The 16,820-nt window shown below is 72.7% G+C and carries 15 protein-coding genes; 7 read left to right on the top strand and 8 right to left on the bottom strand.

What is annotated here, in order from left to right; genetic code table 11:
- Window position 1 precedes the first annotated feature (1 nt).
- Window positions 2-691, top strand: a complete 690-nt coding sequence (locus DEJ13_RS02585) for a metal-dependent transcriptional regulator (RefSeq protein ID WP_111107938.1) — start codon at window positions 2-4, stop codon at window positions 689-691.
- A gap of 182 nt (window positions 692-873) precedes the next feature.
- On the opposite strand, the gene DEJ13_RS02580 is transcribed toward DEJ13_RS02585, so the two are convergent.
- Window positions 874-2,166 carry a calcium:cation antiporter family protein gene (locus DEJ13_RS02580; protein ID WP_111107939.1) on the bottom strand — a complete coding sequence of 431 codons (1,293 nt, stop codon included), beginning with the start codon at window positions 2,164-2,166 and terminating at the stop codon, window positions 874-876.
- Window positions 2,167-2,693: 527 nt separating this feature from the next.
- Entirely contained in the window at window positions 2,694-3,338 is a 645-nt protein-coding gene (locus tag DEJ13_RS02575) for a HEAT repeat domain-containing protein (protein ID WP_111107940.1), read from the bottom strand.
- Between the two features lie 90 nt (window positions 3,339-3,428).
- Here DEJ13_RS02575 and DEJ13_RS02570 point away from each other — a divergent pair, with 90 nt between their 5' ends.
- A complete protein-coding gene (locus DEJ13_RS02570) occupies window positions 3,429-4,382 on the top strand; it encodes an aldo/keto reductase (protein WP_111107941.1) in 954 nt (317 codons plus the stop codon).
- Between the two features lie 71 nt (window positions 4,383-4,453).
- On the opposite strand, the gene DEJ13_RS02565 is transcribed toward DEJ13_RS02570, so the two are convergent.
- Together DEJ13_RS02565 and pyrE are read right to left on the bottom strand one after the other, a co-directional pair.
- Complete coding sequence (locus DEJ13_RS02565) at window positions 4,454-6,607, bottom strand: septum formation family protein (protein ID WP_111107942.1); 2,154 nt, start codon at window positions 6,605-6,607, stop codon at window positions 4,454-4,456.
- On the bottom strand, window positions 6,604-7,155 hold the full coding sequence (gene pyrE, locus DEJ13_RS02560) for an orotate phosphoribosyltransferase (protein WP_056123278.1): 552 nt from the start codon (window positions 7,153-7,155) through the stop codon (window positions 6,604-6,606). The genes DEJ13_RS02565 and pyrE overlap by 4 nt, the downstream gene beginning before the upstream one ends.
- 76 nt (window positions 7,156-7,231) lie before the next feature.
- Between pyrE and DEJ13_RS02555 the strand changes: the two genes are divergently transcribed.
- Together DEJ13_RS02555 and DEJ13_RS02550 are read left to right on the top strand one after the other, a co-directional pair.
- Complete coding sequence (locus DEJ13_RS02555; protein ID WP_111107943.1) at window positions 7,232-8,845, top strand: hypothetical protein; 1,614 nt, start codon at window positions 7,232-7,234, stop codon at window positions 8,843-8,845.
- Between the two features lie 66 nt (window positions 8,846-8,911).
- A complete protein-coding gene (locus DEJ13_RS02550; RefSeq protein ID WP_146245314.1) occupies window positions 8,912-10,246 on the top strand; it encodes a M23 family metallopeptidase in 1,335 nt (444 codons plus the stop codon).
- Here the strand turns inward: DEJ13_RS02550 and DEJ13_RS02545 are convergent.
- On the bottom strand, window positions 10,243-11,028 hold the full coding sequence (locus DEJ13_RS02545) for an aminoglycoside 3'-phosphotransferase (RefSeq protein WP_111107945.1): 786 nt from the start codon (window positions 11,026-11,028) through the stop codon (window positions 10,243-10,245). The genes DEJ13_RS02550 and DEJ13_RS02545 overlap by 4 nt on opposite strands.
- An 81-nt stretch (window positions 11,029-11,109) precedes the next feature.
- On the opposite strand from DEJ13_RS02545, the gene DEJ13_RS02540 reads away from it, so the two are divergent.
- Window positions 11,110-11,946, top strand: a complete 837-nt coding sequence (locus DEJ13_RS02540; RefSeq protein ID WP_111107946.1) for an exodeoxyribonuclease III — start codon at window positions 11,110-11,112, stop codon at window positions 11,944-11,946.
- A 499-nt stretch (window positions 11,947-12,445) separates the two neighbouring features.
- Here DEJ13_RS02540 and DEJ13_RS02535 read toward each other — a convergent pair whose 3' ends face one another.
- Window positions 12,446-13,369, bottom strand: coding sequence for an AEC family transporter (locus DEJ13_RS02535; RefSeq protein ID WP_111107948.1), 924 nt, complete (start codon window positions 13,367-13,369; stop codon window positions 12,446-12,448).
- A 93-nt stretch (window positions 13,370-13,462) separates the two neighbouring features.
- Here DEJ13_RS02535 and DEJ13_RS02530 point away from each other — a divergent pair, with 93 nt between their 5' ends.
- The gene (locus tag DEJ13_RS02530) at window positions 13,463-14,053 is read left to right on the top strand and encodes a nitroreductase family protein (RefSeq protein WP_111107949.1); all 591 of its coding nucleotides are present in this window, start codon (window positions 13,463-13,465) and stop codon (window positions 14,051-14,053) included.
- Between the two features lie 76 nt (window positions 14,054-14,129).
- A complete protein-coding gene (locus tag DEJ13_RS02525) occupies window positions 14,130-14,900 on the top strand; it encodes an HAD-IIB family hydrolase (RefSeq protein ID WP_111107950.1) in 771 nt (256 codons plus the stop codon).
- Window positions 14,901-14,994: 94 nt separating this feature from the next.
- Here DEJ13_RS02525 and DEJ13_RS02520 read toward each other — a convergent pair whose 3' ends face one another.
- Window positions 14,995-15,618 (bottom strand): phosphoribosylanthranilate isomerase, encoded by a 624-nt coding sequence (locus DEJ13_RS02520; RefSeq protein WP_111107951.1) that lies wholly within the window; start codon window positions 15,616-15,618, stop codon window positions 14,995-14,997.
- Between the two features lie 49 nt (window positions 15,619-15,667).
- Window positions 15,668-16,720 carry a serine/threonine-protein kinase gene (locus tag DEJ13_RS02515; protein ID WP_181437128.1) on the bottom strand — a complete coding sequence of 351 codons (1,053 nt, stop codon included), beginning with the start codon at window positions 16,718-16,720 and terminating at the stop codon, window positions 15,668-15,670.
- Window positions 16,721-16,820: the final 100 nt, after the last annotated feature.

The raw sequence follows: 16,820 nt of genomic DNA, 5'->3' as shown, positions 1-16,820 counted from the left end.
CATGCGCCTCCCTTCGCTCTCGACCATGGCGGAGGACTACGTCAAGCTCATCTGGAAGGCGCGGGAACACGGCGGCGACGGCATCGCCACGCGGGACATCGCCGCGGCGCTGCGGGTGTCGGCCTCGACGGTGTCGGGCAACCTCCGCAAGCTCGACCGCGACGGTCTGATCGAACACACGCCCTACTACGGCGTCGTGCTCACCCCGCTCGGGCAGCAGGTCGCCGTGGCGATGGTCCGGCGGCACCGCTTGATCGAGTCGTTCCTGGTGTCCCGGCTGGGCTACACGTGGGACGAGGTCCACTCCGAGGCCGAGGCCCTCGAACATGCGGTCTCCGAGACGTTCCTCGACCGGGTCGACGTCGACCTGGGGCACCCGACGCACGACCCGCACGGCGATCCGATCCCGCGCGCGGACGGCTCGGTGCCCGACTCCCCCGGCGCACTGCTCGGCACGGTGGCCCCGGGTTCGTGCGGCACCGTCGGGCGGGTGTCCGACGACGACCCCTCGCTGCTGCGCTACTTCGACGAGCTCGGCGTCGGACTGGGGACGCACCTGCGCGTGGAGCAGGTGCGGGACTACGCGGGCGTGATCGCGGTGTCACGGCGCTCCCCGGACGGTACCGACACCCTCGTGGACCTGCCGAGCGCCGCCGCCCACGCGATCTGGCTCACGCCCGACGCCGACTGACGCGCCGCGCCCCACGCCCCGGGCGCCGTCCGGGGCCACCCTGCCCGAGGTTCCACAACTCGCCGCTCAGGTGCATCGAGGTTCCCCGATGCGCCTGTTCGAGGTCCCGAGATGCCGTAATTGTGGAACCTCGGCAGGGCGGGAACCTCGGCAGCGCGGGAACCTCGACGGGGCGTGCGACCTCAGCGCACCGCCGGGGACGACGGCCGCCGGAACGGTGCCGTGATCGTCGGCATGACGTCGCGCCGGTTGATCCACAGCACCACGAGGGCCACGACCAGGTGCACGATGCTCAGCACCCATCGACCGCTGGTGTCCGTCACCACGAACTGCACCGCGAACAGCGCCACGAGGGCGATCGCCGACCAGCGGTGGAAGCGCAGCGCGATGATGATCGCGACCCCGAGCACGGTCTGCGACGCGGTGAGCATGAACTCCTCCACCTGGCGACCGTCGAGCGGCAGCCCGCCCGTGGTCCCCCCACCCAGCACGTGGGCGATCGGCAGCGAACCGACGAGCAGCGACCACTGGTTGACCTTCGACGCGATGAGCGTGCCGATCGCCGCGCCGCCCATCCCCCGCAGCGCGAACAGCGCCGCCACGATGAACTCGGGCGCCTCGGTGGCGAGCGGTGCCAGCCACTGCACCAGGAAGTAGCTGTCGATGCCGAGCGCGCCGCCGGACTGGACGAGCGCGTCGGCGAAGGGCTCCGCCGACGACAGGATCACCGCGGCGGCGGCGACGAACAGCGCGACGATCGTCCACCGCCGGGCCCGCTGCGGCATCGAGGCCAGGTTGCCCGCCATGCCGACGAGCTCCTCGTCCTCGCCGTCGTCGTCGGCGGTCTTCGACGCCCGCCACAGGTACAGCACGAACGCGGCGAGCAGCACGAAGCCGAACCACATCGGGATCGAACCCATCGCCGGGATCAGGAAGGCGATGACGGCGAGCAGCGCCAGGAACCCGATGTCCACCCGGGACGACCGCTCGAGCTCGAGCACGCGGGTGGCCGACGCGGGCAGGGTGCCGACGCGGACGAACCGGCGGGCCACCAGCAGCGAGATGACCACGACGAGCGGCCAGCCGAAGCCGAGCAGCAGCCGGTTCGACCCGGTCATGTTGGCGGCGGCGAACTGCTCGTAGGCGGGGTCGGAGCCGGAGCGGAACGCGTAGTACAGGTCGACGGCGTACTCGGGCAGCACGGCGATGAGCGCCAGGATCGCGATGGCGAGCGCACCGGCGATGTCCTTCTGCGCGGCCTCGGCGGCCCAGGCGAGCAGGAACGACGCGGCGACGACGGCCGCGCCGAACACGAGCAGGTCGACGACGGGGTTCGGCGCGAACCCGGTCAAGCGGAAGACGACGGCGGGCACCGCGATGGCGAAGCAGATCGCGATCCGGCCCCAGGCGCTGGCGCCCATGCGGGGAGCAGGTGCCGCGGGTGCGGGCGACTGCACGGCGATGGTGTCGGTCATGGTGGTCCTCGTGGTCGAGCCATGACGCAGCACACACACTTCGAGCGGCTTCGGCCATGGCGGAACGGCCGAAGGTCTCGCTCGCCCCGAGCGACCCGACCGGGCCGTTCGTGGTGGTGCACCGGGCCGATCGTCGTGATGGCCAATGTGTCGATGCACGCGCTGGGAGCTACTCCCCTTCGACACCCATGCTGGCGCGCTCCGATCGGCATGCGCAAGCCGATCGGCCCTGTTCGGGAGCCCGAATCCGGGTCTTGGTGCGCCCGCCCCGGCGCACCGCGCCTCTCGTCCACCGCTCACGCCCCGGTGCGCGCCTGATCGCCCGGTGCACCGCGCCTCTCGTCCACCGCTGCGCGCCCTCGTGCGCGCCTGATCGCCCGGTGCGAGCTTGCAACCCCGCACCAGACGCACGTCCTCGCACCAGCGAACAACCTCGCACCGTGCGACGCCCAGCACCGGCAACGGCACCCCGCACCGAGCGAACAACCCGGCACCGAGCACGGCGGGAACGCCGGCGCGCAACCCGGTCAGCCCTTGGCGGCCCGCGTGCGCCCAAGCGCCACTTCGCGACGAGCGCGCTCGAGCGCGAGCGCCGATCCGGCGTCCGGGTCGCGCAGCAGCTCCTCGACCTCGGCGGCATGTGCACGGACGGCAGCCGACCGGTGCGCCCCGGCAGCCTCGAGCACGGGTCCGACCGTCGACACGCCGAGCCCGACGAGCGCCCGGCTCAGTGCCAGCTGCGTCTCGCGGTCCCCCTGGCCGAGCTGCACGGCGAGCATCCGCGCGAGCGACTCCTCCGATCCGGACGGCACGAGCACCACCGCGGCGCGCCAGGCGGTCCGCGCGACCCCGGGGTCGACGTCCCCGAGGAACGACGCCACCCGGGGGTACACGGACCGGTCGTGGACCTTGGACAGGGTGTGCAGGGCCTGGCTGCGCGCCTGCGCCTCGGGACGGTCGAGTTCCCGCAGCACCCGCGGCACGACGACCTCGGCGGGCAGCCGGATGAGCGCCCAGGTCAACATCTCCCGCACCTGCAGGTCGGGCTCGACGCGGCACTGCTCGACGAGCGGCTCGAGCTCGTCGGTGGAGGGCGAGGTCCCTGCGGCCATCACCGCCCGCAGGCGCACGGTCGGACGGGGGTCGGCGAGGTACGAGGCGAGCGTCGGCATGTCCCCCACAGCCCACCCCGACGCCGCGCCCGTGTCAAGGCGGGCGGCCTACCGTGGGCCAGGAACCGTACCGCGACGAAAGGAACCCGCATGCCCCGCATCGGAACCAGCGACCTCCACGTCTTCCCGCTCGCCCTCGGCGGCAACGTCTTCGGGTGGACCGCCGACGAGTCGACCTCGCACCAGGTGCTCGACGCCTACACCGCCGCGGGCGGCGACTTCATCGACACCGCGGACGTCTACTCCGCCTGGGCCGACGGCAACTCGGGCGGCGAGTCCGAGACCGTCATCGGCTCGTGGCTGGCGAAGTCCGGCAAGCGCGACGACGTCGTGATCGCCACCAAGGGCTCGCAGCACCCCGAGTTCCAGGGGCTGTCGGCCGACACCGTCGCGAAGGCCGCGCGCGCCAGCCTGCAGCGTCTGGGCACCGACCGGATCGACCTGTACTACGCCCACTTCGACGACCAGGACACCCCGCTCGAGGAGACCGTCCGCGCGTTCGACCAGCTCGTGCAGGACGGCCTGGTCCGGTACACGGCGATCTCGAACTACTCGAAGGAGCGCGCCGCCGAGTGGATCCGCATCGCCGACGAGCACGGCCTCGCCAAGCCCGTCGCGATCCAGCCGCACTACAACCTGGTCACGCGCCAGCCCTACGAGTCGGACATCGCGCCCCTCGCGCACGAGGCCGGCCTGGGCGTCGTGCCGTACTTCGCCCTGGCGGCCGGGTTCCTGACGGGCAAGTACCGGACGAAGGAGGACTTCGCGGGCAAGGACCGCGAGGGCCAGGTGTCCGGCTACTTCACCGACGCCGGACTCGCTGTGGTCGACGCGCTCGCCACGATCGCCCGGGACCACGACGCCGAGATCGCCTCGGTCGCGCTGGCCTGGCTGCAGGCCCAGCCGGACGTCGTCGCGCCGATCGCCTCGGCGCGCAACACCGAGCAGCTGCCGGCGCTGCTGGCCTCCGCCGACCTCGAGCTCACGCAGGACGAGCTCGCGACGCTCACGGACGTGTCCGGCAAGGTCCCGGCCACCGCCTGAACGGCGACCGCTGACACACAGGAGGCTCCCCACCGGTCCGGTGGGGAGCCTCCTGTCCGTCCAGGCGTCGGCTAGGCCGACGGTGCGAGGGAGCCGGTCATCGTGCCGCCGCCGGACCGCGTGACGAAGCAGGACCAGAACCGGTCGCCCCGGTTCCAGGACTCCTGGTCGGGCGGGTAGACGGCCTGCACCTGGACGTCGCCGTACGCCGACGCTGCTGAGACGTCGAGCGCGTCTTCGGACCGGCACTGGTCGGTCGCGAGCTGCTTCGCGTCGTCCGCACCCGGGAACGCATCCGCCTCGATGGCGCCCCGTCGGGTGAGTTGCGCCGCGTGGGCCGTCGCGCAGTCGACGACCGTGAAGTCCTCGGACCACGGATCGGTGAACGGGGTCATGCACTCCCCGCCGGCGAGCTCGTACCACGGGTGCTGGCCGGGCGACGCAGCGGTGGTCGCGAACGTGATCGTCGGTGCCGACGCCGGGGTGGCCGCGGCCTGGGGCTCGGGCGTCGTCGAGGTCTGCACCGACGCCGAAGCGGCCGCCGGGGACTTCGTCGGGGTGAGCTGCTCGTCGAGGTTGTTCCCGATGATCCAGCGCGTCAGGGCGAAGACAGCGACGAGCATCACGATGATGATGACGATCGCCCCGCCGATCAGCAGCTGCTTGCCGCGCTTGCCCTCGCCGCGCAGCCGGGCGAAGCCGTGGTTGATGAAGTTGCCGATGTCGGCCGCGGGCGGGGCCGGCGTGCTCCGAGCACCCGTGGCGGTCGGGCTCGCGGGCTGCGGGCGCGCCGGGGTCGGTGCGACGGCCGCGGGCATCATCCGGGTGCCGGTGTCGTGCGGGTCGTACCCGGTGGCGCCGAGCTGGTCGACGGCCTCGGTGCCGAACAGGTCCTTGATGGCGCTCGTGTCGCTGGTCTCGCGGCCGTGCCACTCGGACTGGTCGAGGTCCTCGGGGGCCTGCGGTGCCGCGGGTGGTAGGCCGACGGGTGCGCGGGTCGGCTCGACCAGCGGCGGGACGGGCGCCTGTCCCGTCGGTTCGTCCCGTGCGGGGGCGCCCGGGTCCGGTTCGGTGGCGGTTCGCGCGGCGTCGTCCGCTGCCCACCACGGGGTCTCCCCGGTGCGGACGGCGTCGTCGGCCAGTGACCAGCTCCCGCTGTCGCTCGGTGCGTCGCGGCGGACCGGATCGGTCGGCGGTGTCGTGGCAGTCGGCGGGACCGGTGTGGTCGGCGCGACCGGTGCGGTCGGCGCGACCGGTACGACGGGAGCTGCGGCGGGGACGGGGATCTCGCCCGAGACCACGTCCTCGTCGTCGTCCTGGTCTGCCGTGAGTGACCACGAGCCGGCACCGAGCGTCGTCGTGTCGAACGATGCCGACGTCAGCGCCGTGGGCACCTCGCCCGTCGCGTCGTCGTGCACCGCCCAGTCGAACGGGCGGTCGGACAGCCCGGCGTCCGGGATCCGGAGCAGGTCCGTGAAGCTCGGCGGCTCGTCACTCGTCGGCAGGGCGTTCGGGACGCCGAGTGGCTGCGCGACGGGACCGGTCGGTGCCGGGACGTCCCCCAGGCCGGCGGGCGGAAGCGACGACCCGGTCGCACGGCCGAGCCAGTCGACGTCGTCGCGGCCCTCGCCATGGGGATCGGTCCGGCGACGCTCGTCCTCGATCGCACGGGTCTCGGCGGCGCGCTGCGCACGGTGCGCCATCGCGGAGGGCAATTCGATGGCACTCGGGTGCGGCGCCGTGGTGTTCGGCGCCACCGGGGCTGCCGCGGGGATCCGGCTGCTCAGCAGGGACCGGTCGGGGTCGGACGCGGGCTGGGCGGGCTGCGAGGGCCGTGCGAGCTCCTCGGGCATCGAGATCGCCTGGGTGGCGTCGTCCGCGGGCGGCGCGGGGGTCGACGGCTGCTGCGGTGCGGCGGGCGCCTCCGGCGTCTGCCGCTCGTCGCGCGCCTCCGGCTCGTCGGGCGCGGACGGCGTCTGCGGCTCGAACGGTTCCGGCAGCGGCTGGCCGGTCTCGGCGGCGGCGCGTTCGGCCTCGCGCCGCTCGCGGCGTGAGGGCCACTCGTCCGCCGTGCGCGGCGCGCCGAAGATGTCGGCGGCGCTGCGGAGTCCCGTGAAGCGAGCGTCCGAGGCGGGCGCGGGACGGGCCTCCTGGCCGTCGACCCCGCTGTCGGGGCCGCCGGTCGGGTCGGTCTCGCGCGCGTCGTCCGGACGCTCCTCGGTCACGCGGACAGCCCCAGATCAGCCAACCCGATGGCAGCGAAGTACGGGTACCCGGCGGCTTCGATCTTCTCCTTGGCGCCGGTGTCACGGTCGACGACGACCGCCACGGCGGCGACGATCGCGCCCTCGCGCTCGAGCGCCTCCGCGGCCTTGAGCGGGGAGCCGCCGGTGGTCGAGGTGTCCTCGAGCACGACCACGCGCTTGCCGCGCAGGTCCGGACCCTCGACCTGCTTGCCGCGCCCGTGGTCCTTGGGCTCCTTGCGGACGACGAAGGCGTCGTAGGCCTTGCCCTGGGCGGCGGCCTGGTGCAGGACGGCGCTGGCGATGGGGTCGGCGCCCATCGTCAGTCCGCCGACGGCGACGACGTCCGGGACCCGGTCGATGATCTCGGTCATGACCTGTCCGATCAGCGGCGCGACGCGGTGGTCGAGGCTGACCTTGCGGAGGTCGATGTAGTAGGTCGCCTTCTTGCCGCTGGTCAGCGTGAAGTCACCGTGGAACACGGCCTCAGCCGTGATGTGGTCGATCAACTGCTCGCGCGCGTCCGTCACAGCGCACAAGGGTAGCCGTTCGAGCCCACAGGCGCTCATCGGCGGGGTCAGAGGGGTCGTGGGTACGCTCCCGAGCATGCGTTCCGCCCGTCTCCGTGCCGTCGCGCACGAAGCCGTCGGTGTGGTCGTCGCGGTGGCGCTGACCGTGATCGCCCTGCGGCACGTGATCGCCTCGGCCCGGGTCTCGTTGCTCTGGTACGACGGCGACTCGGTCCTGCTCCCGCTGGTCGTGCGCTCGATGCAGGCGGGCGACCCGTTCGAGTGGGCGATGTCGCCCGCGCTGTTCTTCTTCCCCGAACTGCCGGTCTACCTGCTGTGCTCGCTGGTCACCGCGACACCGCAGCAGGCCCTCGCGCTCAACGGGGTGCTGGTGCTCCTCGGCGTCTACGCACTGCTGCGGGCGGCGGCGAACGAGCTGATGCCCGCGGCGGGACGCCCGGCGCGGATCGCGGTGTCCGCCGTCGCGCTCGCGTTCCTGACCCTGCTGGTGCTGACCGAGTCGAGCGCCTCGGCCACGTCGCTCGAGCTCGCGTCGCTGCTGCTCACGACGACGTACTACTACGGGGTCGCGCTGGCCCTGCTCGCCACCGCGGTGCTGGTCCTGCGCGCGGTGCGGACCGGTCGGGCGACGACCACCGTGCTCGTCGTGCTCGGGCTCGTCGCGACCTGCACCACCGCGTCGAACCCGCTGTACGTGCCGTGGTCCGGGGCGCCGGTCGTCGTGACGCTGCTCGTGCTCGCCCTCGCGCAGCGGGTGCCGTGGCGGCCCGCGCTGCTGCTGTCCGGCACCGTGATCGCCGGCGCCGTCGTCGGGTACCTCGTGCGGATCCCGCTCCGGCCGTTCGTGTCGCTCGACCCCTCGACGTACGTGCACCCGGAACGGGCGGTGTCCACGCTCGGGTTCTTCGCGTCGATCACCGACGTGCGGTCGGGCACGGTGGCCGGCGACGCGGGGCTCGTGCTCATGCTGGTGGGGGTGCTGCTCTCCGCGGGCGGGACGGTGTGGGCATGGCGGGTGCGGGCGTCGCGCACGGTGCTCGTCGCCTCGGCCCTGCCCGCCGTCACGATCGTGGCGGTGTCGGTCGGCGTCGTCGCCGCGGGCTCCGAGACGCCGCGCTACCTCGAGCCCGTCGTGGTCGCGCCGCTGCTGGCGCTCATCGCCGTCTGCGAACTGATCCGCGTCGCCGTGCGCCGCACGCGCGTGTACCGACCGTCGCGGGGCATCCGCGTCGGGCTGGCGATCGGCACGGCCGCGGTGCTCGCCGCAGGGATCGCCGTCGCGCCGAGTACGGTCCGGACGGTGCGGACCGCCTCCTACGCCCCTGCCGCGTGCCTGGACCGCTGGGCAGCGGGCCGGGACGTCGTCGGCGTGGGGCAGTTCTGGACCGTGCGGCCGCTCGCCACCTACGCGTCGACGAACGTCCGGATGCTGCAGGTCCGCGACTCGTTCCAGGTGTACCCGTGGCTCGTCGACCTCGGCTCCTACCGGGACGCCGACCCGACCTTCGTGGTGGTCGGGTCCGGCGACGTGTGGCCGACCTCGGTGGAGGACCAGCTCGGCGCCCCGCTGTCCGTCACGCACTGCACGGGCTTCGACATCTGGGACTACGCGGGGACGACGGGGGCGACGACGCTGCGCGACCGCGTGGTGGGCAGCGCCGCGGAGGTCCGGCGGGACCGGGGCTTCTAGCGAGTTCTCCACAGGCGGTGCGTCGGCGTCGCGGAGATCCTGTGCGGATGTATAGGCTCGCTCCCGATGTCTCGATCTGCTGCGCCCCACCAGCCCTCGCGCGTCCGCGTGCCCGCACGCCGGTCGCTGCGCTTCGCCGTCGCCGGGCTCTCGCTCGTCGGGCTCGCCGGTGCCCTGGTGCTCGACGCGCCGCCGGCCCAGGCGGCGACCTACCCGTCGTGGGACGACGTCCTCGCCGCCCGCGGGCAGGAGTCCCAGAAGAACGAGCAGATCTCCGGCATCCAGACCCTGATCGGCGACCTGTCCGCCAAGGCCGACGCCGCCGTCGCCCAGGCCGAAGCCCGCGGCAACGAGTACGCCGACGCCCAGCGCAAGTCCCAGCGCGCAGCGGAGAAGGAACAGCGACTCCGCGCCGAAGCCGACGAACACGCCCAGACCGCCGAGCAGAGCGCCGCCCAGGCCGGTCAGTTCGCCGCGCAGATGGCACGCTCGGGCGGTGCCGACGTCACCTCGAGCGTGCTCAGCGGGGGCGACGACTCGCGTGACCTGCTGTACGACCTCGGCGCGCTGAGCAAGCTCTCGGAACAGGCCGAACGCGTCGAAGCCGTCGCCAGCGCCGATGCCGCGGTCGCCCGGGCGCTGTCCGGCCAGGCGGACCGCGCCGCCACCGAGCTCGCCGAACTCGCCGCCGAGGCCGAAGACCGCATGGCCGAGGCCCAGGCCGCGTCCGACCGCGCCCAGTCCGCCTACGACGAGCAACAGGACAACAAGGCGCGACTCGAAGCGCAGCTCGCGACGCTCAAGTCGGGTCGGGTCCGGACCGAAGCCGAGTTCGCGAAGGGCGAGGCCGAGCGCAAGGCGGCCGAGGAACGCGCCCGTGCCGCGGCGGCGGCTGCGGCAGCCCGGGCGGCCGCAGCAGCTGCGGCCAGCAACAGCGGTGGCGGTGGCGGCAGCGGCGGTGGCGGTGGTGGCGCCGTCGGCTCCGGCTCCGGTTCCGGATGGGTCCGTCCGGCCGGCGGGTACATCACCAGCGGGTACGGCACGCGCGTGCACCCGATCACGGGCGCGCAGACCTTCCACGACGGCATCGACCTCGGCAGCGGCTGCTCGACGGCCATCGTCGCCGCGGCTGCGGGCACGGTCGAGTACGTCGGCTGGTACGGCGGCTACGGCAACTACGTGCGCATCAACCACGGTGGTGGCGTCAAGAGCGCCTACGGGCACATCGTCAGCGGTGGCTTCCGCGTGGCCACGGGCCAGCAGGTCGCCGCGGGCACCCTCGTCGCCCTCGTCGGGTCGACCGGCAACTCGACCGGCTGCCACCTGCACTACGAGACCCACGTCGGCGGCGGCACCACGAACCCGGTGTCGTTCATGGCGGCCCGCGGCGTCGGCTTCTAGCCCGTCGCGTCCACCTCGTCCACGCTCAGGTCCCACAGCGCCCGGTACCAGGCAGTGCGTTCCCGGTCGACCGTGACGCCGTACGCCCCGTGGAACACATCGTCCCACCCCGGCCCGTAGTTCCAGCCGAGCGCCATCGTCGCCACGGCGATGTCCGCCCACCGGTCGGCGACCCCGAGGGAGCCCAGGTCCACGTGGCCGATCCACCGGCCGTCGTCCCCGAGCAGGGTGTTCGGTGAGCACGCGTCGCCGTGGCAGACGACCAGTACGTCCGGGTCGGGAGCCGGACCGAGGCGGTCCACGTCGACGCCGGCGGCACGGGAACGGTCCAGCCGCATCGCGGCCGACCAGTCGAACGGGCACTCCGCGACGGGGAGCGCGTCGTGCATCGCGCGGAGCCCCTCGGCGATGGCCACGACGGCCGTCCGTGGTTCGTCCCGCCAGCGCGGGTCGACCGCACTCCACCCGGGGACCGCACGGGTCCGTAGCCAGGCACCATCGTCGTCGGCGCCGTGGTCCAGGACCTCGGGCACCCGCAGCCACCGTCCCGCCCACCGGAGCCGTTCCGCCTCGGCACCGACCCAGACCGTGTACGGACGCGGGACCCACTTCAGGTACTCGTCCGCCGTGTCGGCGCGGCCGTCGCCGCCCACGCGGAAGGTCTTCCCGCCGATCGCGTTCACCCACACCGGCGCGAGCGGCCGACCCGCGGCGAGTCGCGCGATCGGCTCCGGCACGTCGACGACCTCGCCGACGCCGGGGATCCCGTTCTTCGACGTCATACGGCCAGCCAACACCACCCGTCCGTCCGGCTGCCGTCACCCCGCACTCGTCCCCCGGTCGCGACGGGTAGGTTCGATCCCATGCGCGTCGCGACCTGGAACGTGAACTCCGTCCGCACCCGAGTCGGCAGGGTCGTCGACTGGCTCGTCCGCCAGGACGTCGACGTGCTCGGCATGCAGGAGATCAAGTGCAAGCCCGAGCAGTTCCCGGTCGAGGCGTTCGAGGCCGCCGGCTACCACGTCGAGGCGCACGGCCTGAACCAGTGGAACGGGGTCGCGTTCGCCAGTCGACTGCCGATGGAGGACGTCACCCGCGACTTCCCCGGCCAGCCCGGCTTCCTCAAGGGCCACGAGGGTCCCGACCTTCCCGTCGAGGCCCGCGCCATCGGCGTCACCGTCGACGACGTCCGGCTGTGGAGCCTCTACGTGCCGAACGGCCGCGAGCTCGGGGACCCGCACTACACGTACAAGCTCGACTGGCTCGCGCAGCTGGCCGACCGCACCGCCGAGTGGCTCGAGGCCGACCCGTCGCTCAAGCTCGCGCTCATGGGCGACTGGAACGTCGCGCCGCTCGACGAGGACGTCTGGGACATGCGCGTGTTCGAGGGTGCGACCCACGTCAGCGAGCCCGAGCGGTCCGCGTTCCGCACCTTCGAGGAGCGCGGCCTGCAGGACGTCGTCCGGCCGCTCGTCCCCACCGGGTACACGTACTGGGACTACAAGCAGCTGCGGTTCCCCCGCAACGAGGGCATGCGCATCGACTTCGTGATGGGGTCCCAGGGGTTCGCCGACGTCGTCACGGGGGCGTCCATCCACCGCGACGAGCGCAAGGGCGACGCCCCGAGCGACCACGTGCCCGTCGTCGTCGACCTGGACCTCGAGACCTCGTTGGACGACGACCGCCCGATGATCTTCTGACGCCCGGGCGGCGCGCCCGCCGCCCTGCTCCCGCGCCCTCGCCCGCTCCCGCTCCCGCTCCCGCTCCCGCTCCCGCGCCCGCGCCCGCGAGATCGTTCCCGCTCCCGCTCCCCCGAGATCGCACAACTCGCCGCTCACGGTTGCCGACGGCGCGGAAACGGTCGCCTGGGCCTCGGGCGTCCGGCACGGTGTGCGACCTCGGCACGAGGTGAGCGGCGAGTGCTGCGACCTGGTCGCGACCATCTGCTGGACGGGAGGCCCGTACCGGCCCCGCCCCGCGCCTCCAGTCCGGCGATTGCCCACCCCCTTGATGGCAGGTGCGGCGTGACGGCGTGGTCTTGGTCGCACGACTCGCCACCCACATCCCGCCGACGTCGCAGAGTCGGCCGTTCGAGCAGGAGCGTCGCGACGGTTCTCGTGACCTCGACGTCCGCCAGCGGCGAGTCGTGCGACCTCGGCGCGCGGACGCCCACCGGCCCCGACACCGCCCCGCCCCGCCCTACGGGTGCAGGAGCGCGGCGATGGCGACGAGCACCGGCACCGCGCCGATCGTCGAGATGAGCACCACGTCGCGCGCCACCGGCACCGCCGCACCGTAGCGCTGGGCGTAGTTGAACACGTTCTGGGCCGCCGGCAGCGCGCCGAGCGTCGTCAGCACGAAGACCTGCTGCTCCCCCAGGCCGAACACGAAGCGTGCGAGCACGAACGCGACGGCCGGCATCACCACGAGCTTGATCGACGACGCCACGATCACGTCCGTGCGGATCGCGGGGTCACGCAGCGGAGCGGACCCGTGCAGGCTCATGCCGAACGACAGGAGCACGACCGGCACCGCGGCGGCTCCCACCAGCGAGAACGGCTCGAGCACCGGCGTGGGCAGGTCGATGCGGAACGCCGAGCACAGCAGCCCGAGCAGCGAGGCGATGATCAGCGGGTTCGACACCGGACCGAGCACGCGGCGCTTCCACCCGCGTCCGGACGCCGTCGCGGCGTCGAGGATCGTCAGCGCGATCGGCGCCATCACGACGAGCTGCAGCAGGATGACCGGCACGACCGCGGTGGCCTGTCCGAGGACGTAGACCGCGACCGGCAGCCCGATGTTGTTCGCGTTGACGTAGCTCGCGGCGAGCGCGCCCACGGTCGTGACGGTCACCGAGCGGCGGAGGACCAGGGCGAACACCGCCGCAGTGCCGAGGGCGACCACGACGGCGCTCAGCAGCGACACCCACAGCATCGGGGAGACCAGCGCGGCGATGTCTGCCGTGGCGATCGTGTGGAACAGCAGGCACGGCATGAGCACGAAGAACGCCAGTCGACTCATCACGAACTGGGCGTGCGGTCCGAGCAGCCCGGCTCGACCGACGCCGTACCCGGCCGCGATGATCGCGCCGATGATCGCGAAGCCGATCAGAACGCCACCCATCCCCGCCATCCTGGCATCCCGCCCGGACGATCGGCGACATGTGACGTCGTTCAGACTGGAAATACGAACGCATCGACCGTCGTTCACACCGGCATGACCGACGTGACGACCCTCTCCCGTTCCACCGACTCGAGCCAGCCGCTCGTGCCCCTGCTCGAGGAGCGGTGGAGCCCGCGTTCCTACGACGAGTCCGCGACCATGACCGAGGCGCAGCTCGACGCCGTCCTCGAGGCCGCCCGCTGGGCCCCGTCCGCGATGAACCTCCAGCCGCGCCGCTTCATCGCCGGCCGCCGCGGCACCGAGACGTTCCGGAAGATCAACGACAACCTGCTGGGCTTCAACGCCGCGTGGGCGTTCCGCGCAAGTGCACTGGTGGTCGGCGTGCTCGAGACCGTGTCCGACGGTGGCGACGAGCGTCCGTTCGCCCAGTACGACCTCGGCCAGTCGCTCGCCGCGCTGACGGTGCAGGCGCACGCCGAGGGCCTCCACGTGCACCAGATGGCCGGGATCGACGCCCAGGGCCTCCGCGCTGCGTTCGACCTGCCCGAGCGCTTCCTGCCGTACACGGTGACGGCGATCGGCACGGTCGCGCACCCGGACCAGCTCGACGACAAGGCCGCGGAGCGCGAGGTCGCTCCCCGCACCCGCATCCCGCTCGACGAGGTCGTGCTCGTCAAGGAGTAGCGGGTCGCGGTCGGCTTCCCGCACACATCGGTTGCGGGCCGCATCCGGGCCTGGTCGACATGACAGAATCGGCGCCATGACCGCACCACGCCTCGTGGCCTTCGACCTGGACGACACCCTCGCCCCCTCGAAGTCCTCGCTCGACCCCCGCATGCTCGAGACCTTCGCCGCCCTGCTCGAGACGGTCCCGGTGGCGGTCATCTCCGGCGGCAACTTCGCGCAGTTCGAGCAGCAGCTGGTCACACCGCTGCGTCACCGCGACGGGCTCACCCTCGACGACCTGCACCTGCTGCCCACCTGCGGCACCCGCTACTACCGCTGGTCGGGTGACGACTGGGCGCTGCAGTACGCCGAGGACCTCACCGACGACCAGAAGGCCCGTGCTCTGGCGGCCGTCGAGTCCGTCGCGAAGGACGCCGGGTACTGGGAGTCCGAGACCTGGGGTGACATCCTCGAGGACCGCGGCTCACAGATCACGTTCTCCGCGCTCGGCCAGCGCGCGCCGGTCGACGTCAAGAAGGCCTGGGACCCGACCGGCGCCAAGAAGGACGACCTGCGCCGCCGGGTGCAGGCCGAGCTCCCCGACCTCGAGGTCCGGTCCGGCGGCTCCACCAGCGTCGACATCACACGCAAGGGCATCGACAAGGCCTACGGCATGCAGCGGCTGGCGGAGATCACCGGCATCGCGCTGGACGACATGCTCTTCGTCGGCGACCGGCTCGATCCCGAGGGCAACGACTACCCGGTCAAGGCGCTCGGCGTCCCCTGCCACGCGGTCGAGGGGTGGGAGGACACCGACGCCTTCCTGACCGACCTGATCCCGACGCTGCGGGTCACGTCCGTCTGACCGTCACCACGAGCGGACGGGAGGCCCGGTGCCGTCCCGTCCCGCCGCCGTGCGTCCGCCTCGTCGGGGCGCCCGCGCGCCGCGGCAGCCCGCGTCAGCCGATGCTGCGGACCGCCTCGACGAACGCCCGGATCTTGGCCGCGTCCTTCACACCGCGCTCGGACTCCACGCCGCTCGACACGTCGACCCCGTCCGGGTCGAGCGCACCCACCGCGGCCACGACGTTCGCCGGGGTGAGCCCCCCGGCAAGGATCCAGGCTTCGTCGATGCCGTCGGCCAGCGTTACCGAGTCGATGAGCCGCCCGCTGCCCGGCTCAGCCGCGTCGAGCAGCAGCAGATCGTGGTCGTACGCGGCACGCTCGTCCGGCGTCTCACGCAGGTAGTCCTGCGCCGCGACCGCCCGGATCGTGAAGAAGCCGGCGTCCCGCGCGCGAGCGAAGTCGGTCGCCGACTCGCCGCCGTGCAGCTGCAGGGTCGTGAGCCCCACCGCCGAGGCGATCCCGACGACCTCGTCGATCTCCTGGTCGCGGAAGACCCCCACGGCATCGACCCCGTCGGGCACGCGCTCGACGAGTTCCTTCGCCAGGTCGGCGGTCACGGTGCGGGGGCTGCCCGCGGCGAAGACGAACCCGACCGCGTCGGCGCCCGCATCGACGGCGACGTCCACCGCGTCGGGCGTGGACAGGCCGCAGATCTTGATCCAGCGCTGGTCGGTCATGCAGTCCATCCTGCACGAAACCGCCGACCCGCGGGGTTCGCTCGGCGGATCAGTGGAAGGTGCCCGCGACGTAGCTCAGCACGCATGCGACGAGCACGCCGCCCGCGGCCAGGGAGGCCGTCATCACGTTGCGACGACGCCAGCGGTTGACCGCCTCGAAGGTGCCCCGACGAGCGTGTCGGTGCGCCGCACGGTGCATGCGGTGGTCGCGCTTGTGCTTCACCCGCGACGGGCCGAGCGGCACCGGGCCGGTGATCTGCGTGGAACCGCCCCGCAGCGCGTTGGCCACCGCCACGGCGGTCGGGCGACGGGCCGGGTCGCGGTCGGTCATCCGCAGCAGCAGGTCCCGCCAGTCGGGCCCGACGGCCTCGGGGATCTCCGGGCTGCGGCGCAGGCGTGCGAGCGCAGCCTCGACCAGCGTGCCGGAGTACTCCTGCTTGCCAGTGAGCACCTCGAGCAGCACGAGTCCGAGCGAGTAGACGTCGGTCGCGTAGCTGATCGGCTCGCCGGCGACCTGTTCCGGGCTGAGGTAGGCGGCCGTGCCGATGATGGTGCCGTCGTTGGTCAGCCGCGACCCGTCGACGAAGTGCGCGACGCCGAAGTCCGTGAGCTTGACCGTGCGGGCGAAGCCGGACGAGCCCTCGTCGCTGATCAGGATGTTGGCGGGCTTGACGTCGCGGTGCACGATGCCGCGGGAGTGCACGTACGCCAGGGCGTCGGCCAGCTGGGCGCCGAGGTCGGCAGCCTCGTAGTTGTGCAGCGGACCTTCGGCCAGTCGACGCAGCAGCGTCGCGTCGGCGATGAGCTCCATCACGATGAAGCGGTGCGGACCGTCCGGGAACTCGTGGGTGCCTGCGTCGTAGAGCGGGATGAGCCCCGGGTGCGAGAGCATGCTGAGGAGCCGGATCTCGCGCTCCTGACGGACACGGTCCGCCGTCGTCATCGTCTGCGGCGTCGCGAAGAGCTTGACGGCGACCAGGCGGTAGGTGTGCTCGTCGCGGGCTTCGTAGACGGAGCCCATGCCGCCCGTGCCGATGAGCCGGGACAGACGGTACCGCCCCGAGAGCACCGTCTCGGTGCGGGCGTTGTCCACGAGGGTCATCAGGTCGTCGATCCGTCGGGAGCCAGGACGGCGAACGGCGCTCGCGTGGTGACTCATGCTCGACGGTACGCGTCTCACTGACAGAAGTCGCCCCGTGTTA

This window comes from Curtobacterium sp. MCLR17_007 (genome assembly GCF_003234655.2).
GTDB lineage: Bacteria > Actinomycetota > Actinomycetes > Actinomycetales > Microbacteriaceae > Curtobacterium.
The sequence above is the reverse complement of the archived record's forward strand: the minus strand, read 5'-3'. Positions and strand labels throughout refer to the sequence as shown.

What these genes read in the sequence shown, in the direction of transcription:
- DEJ13_RS02540 (WP_111107946.1), top strand. Translation starts at nt 11,110, where the DNA reads ATGCGCGTCGCGACCTGGAACGTGAACTCCGTCCGCACCCGAGTCGGC.
- DEJ13_RS02535 (WP_111107948.1), bottom strand. Translation starts at nt 13,369, where the DNA reads ATGGGTGGCGTTCTGATCGGCTTCGCGATCATCGGCGCGATCATCGCG.
- DEJ13_RS02575 (WP_111107940.1), bottom strand. Translation starts at nt 3,338, where the DNA reads ATGCCGACGCTCGCCTCGTACCTCGCCGACCCCCGTCCGACCGTGCGC.
- DEJ13_RS02545 (WP_111107945.1), bottom strand. Translation starts at nt 11,028, where the DNA reads ATGACGTCGAAGAACGGGATCCCCGGCGTCGGCGAGGTCGTCGACGTG.
- DEJ13_RS02555 (WP_111107943.1), top strand. Translation starts at nt 7,232, where the DNA reads ATGCGTTCCGCCCGTCTCCGTGCCGTCGCGCACGAAGCCGTCGGTGTG.
- DEJ13_RS02585 (WP_111107938.1), top strand. Translation starts at nt 2, where the DNA reads ATGCGCCTCCCTTCGCTCTCGACCATGGCGGAGGACTACGTCAAGCTC.
- DEJ13_RS02570 (WP_111107941.1), top strand. Translation starts at nt 3,429, where the DNA reads ATGCCCCGCATCGGAACCAGCGACCTCCACGTCTTCCCGCTCGCCCTC.
- DEJ13_RS02580 (WP_111107939.1), bottom strand. Translation starts at nt 2,166, where the DNA reads ATGACCGACACCATCGCCGTGCAGTCGCCCGCACCCGCGGCACCTGCT.
- DEJ13_RS02530 (WP_111107949.1), top strand. Translation starts at nt 13,463, where the DNA reads ATGACCGACGTGACGACCCTCTCCCGTTCCACCGACTCGAGCCAGCCG.
- DEJ13_RS02520 (WP_111107951.1), bottom strand. Translation starts at nt 15,618, where the DNA reads ATGACCGACCAGCGCTGGATCAAGATCTGCGGCCTGTCCACGCCCGAC.
- DEJ13_RS02550 (WP_146245314.1), top strand. Translation starts at nt 8,912, where the DNA reads ATGTCTCGATCTGCTGCGCCCCACCAGCCCTCGCGCGTCCGCGTGCCC.
- DEJ13_RS02515 (WP_181437128.1), bottom strand. Translation starts at nt 16,720, where the DNA reads ATGACCCTCGTGGACAACGCCCGCACCGAGACGGTGCTCTCGGGGCGG.
- DEJ13_RS02525 (WP_111107950.1), top strand. Translation starts at nt 14,130, where the DNA reads ATGACCGCACCACGCCTCGTGGCCTTCGACCTGGACGACACCCTCGCC.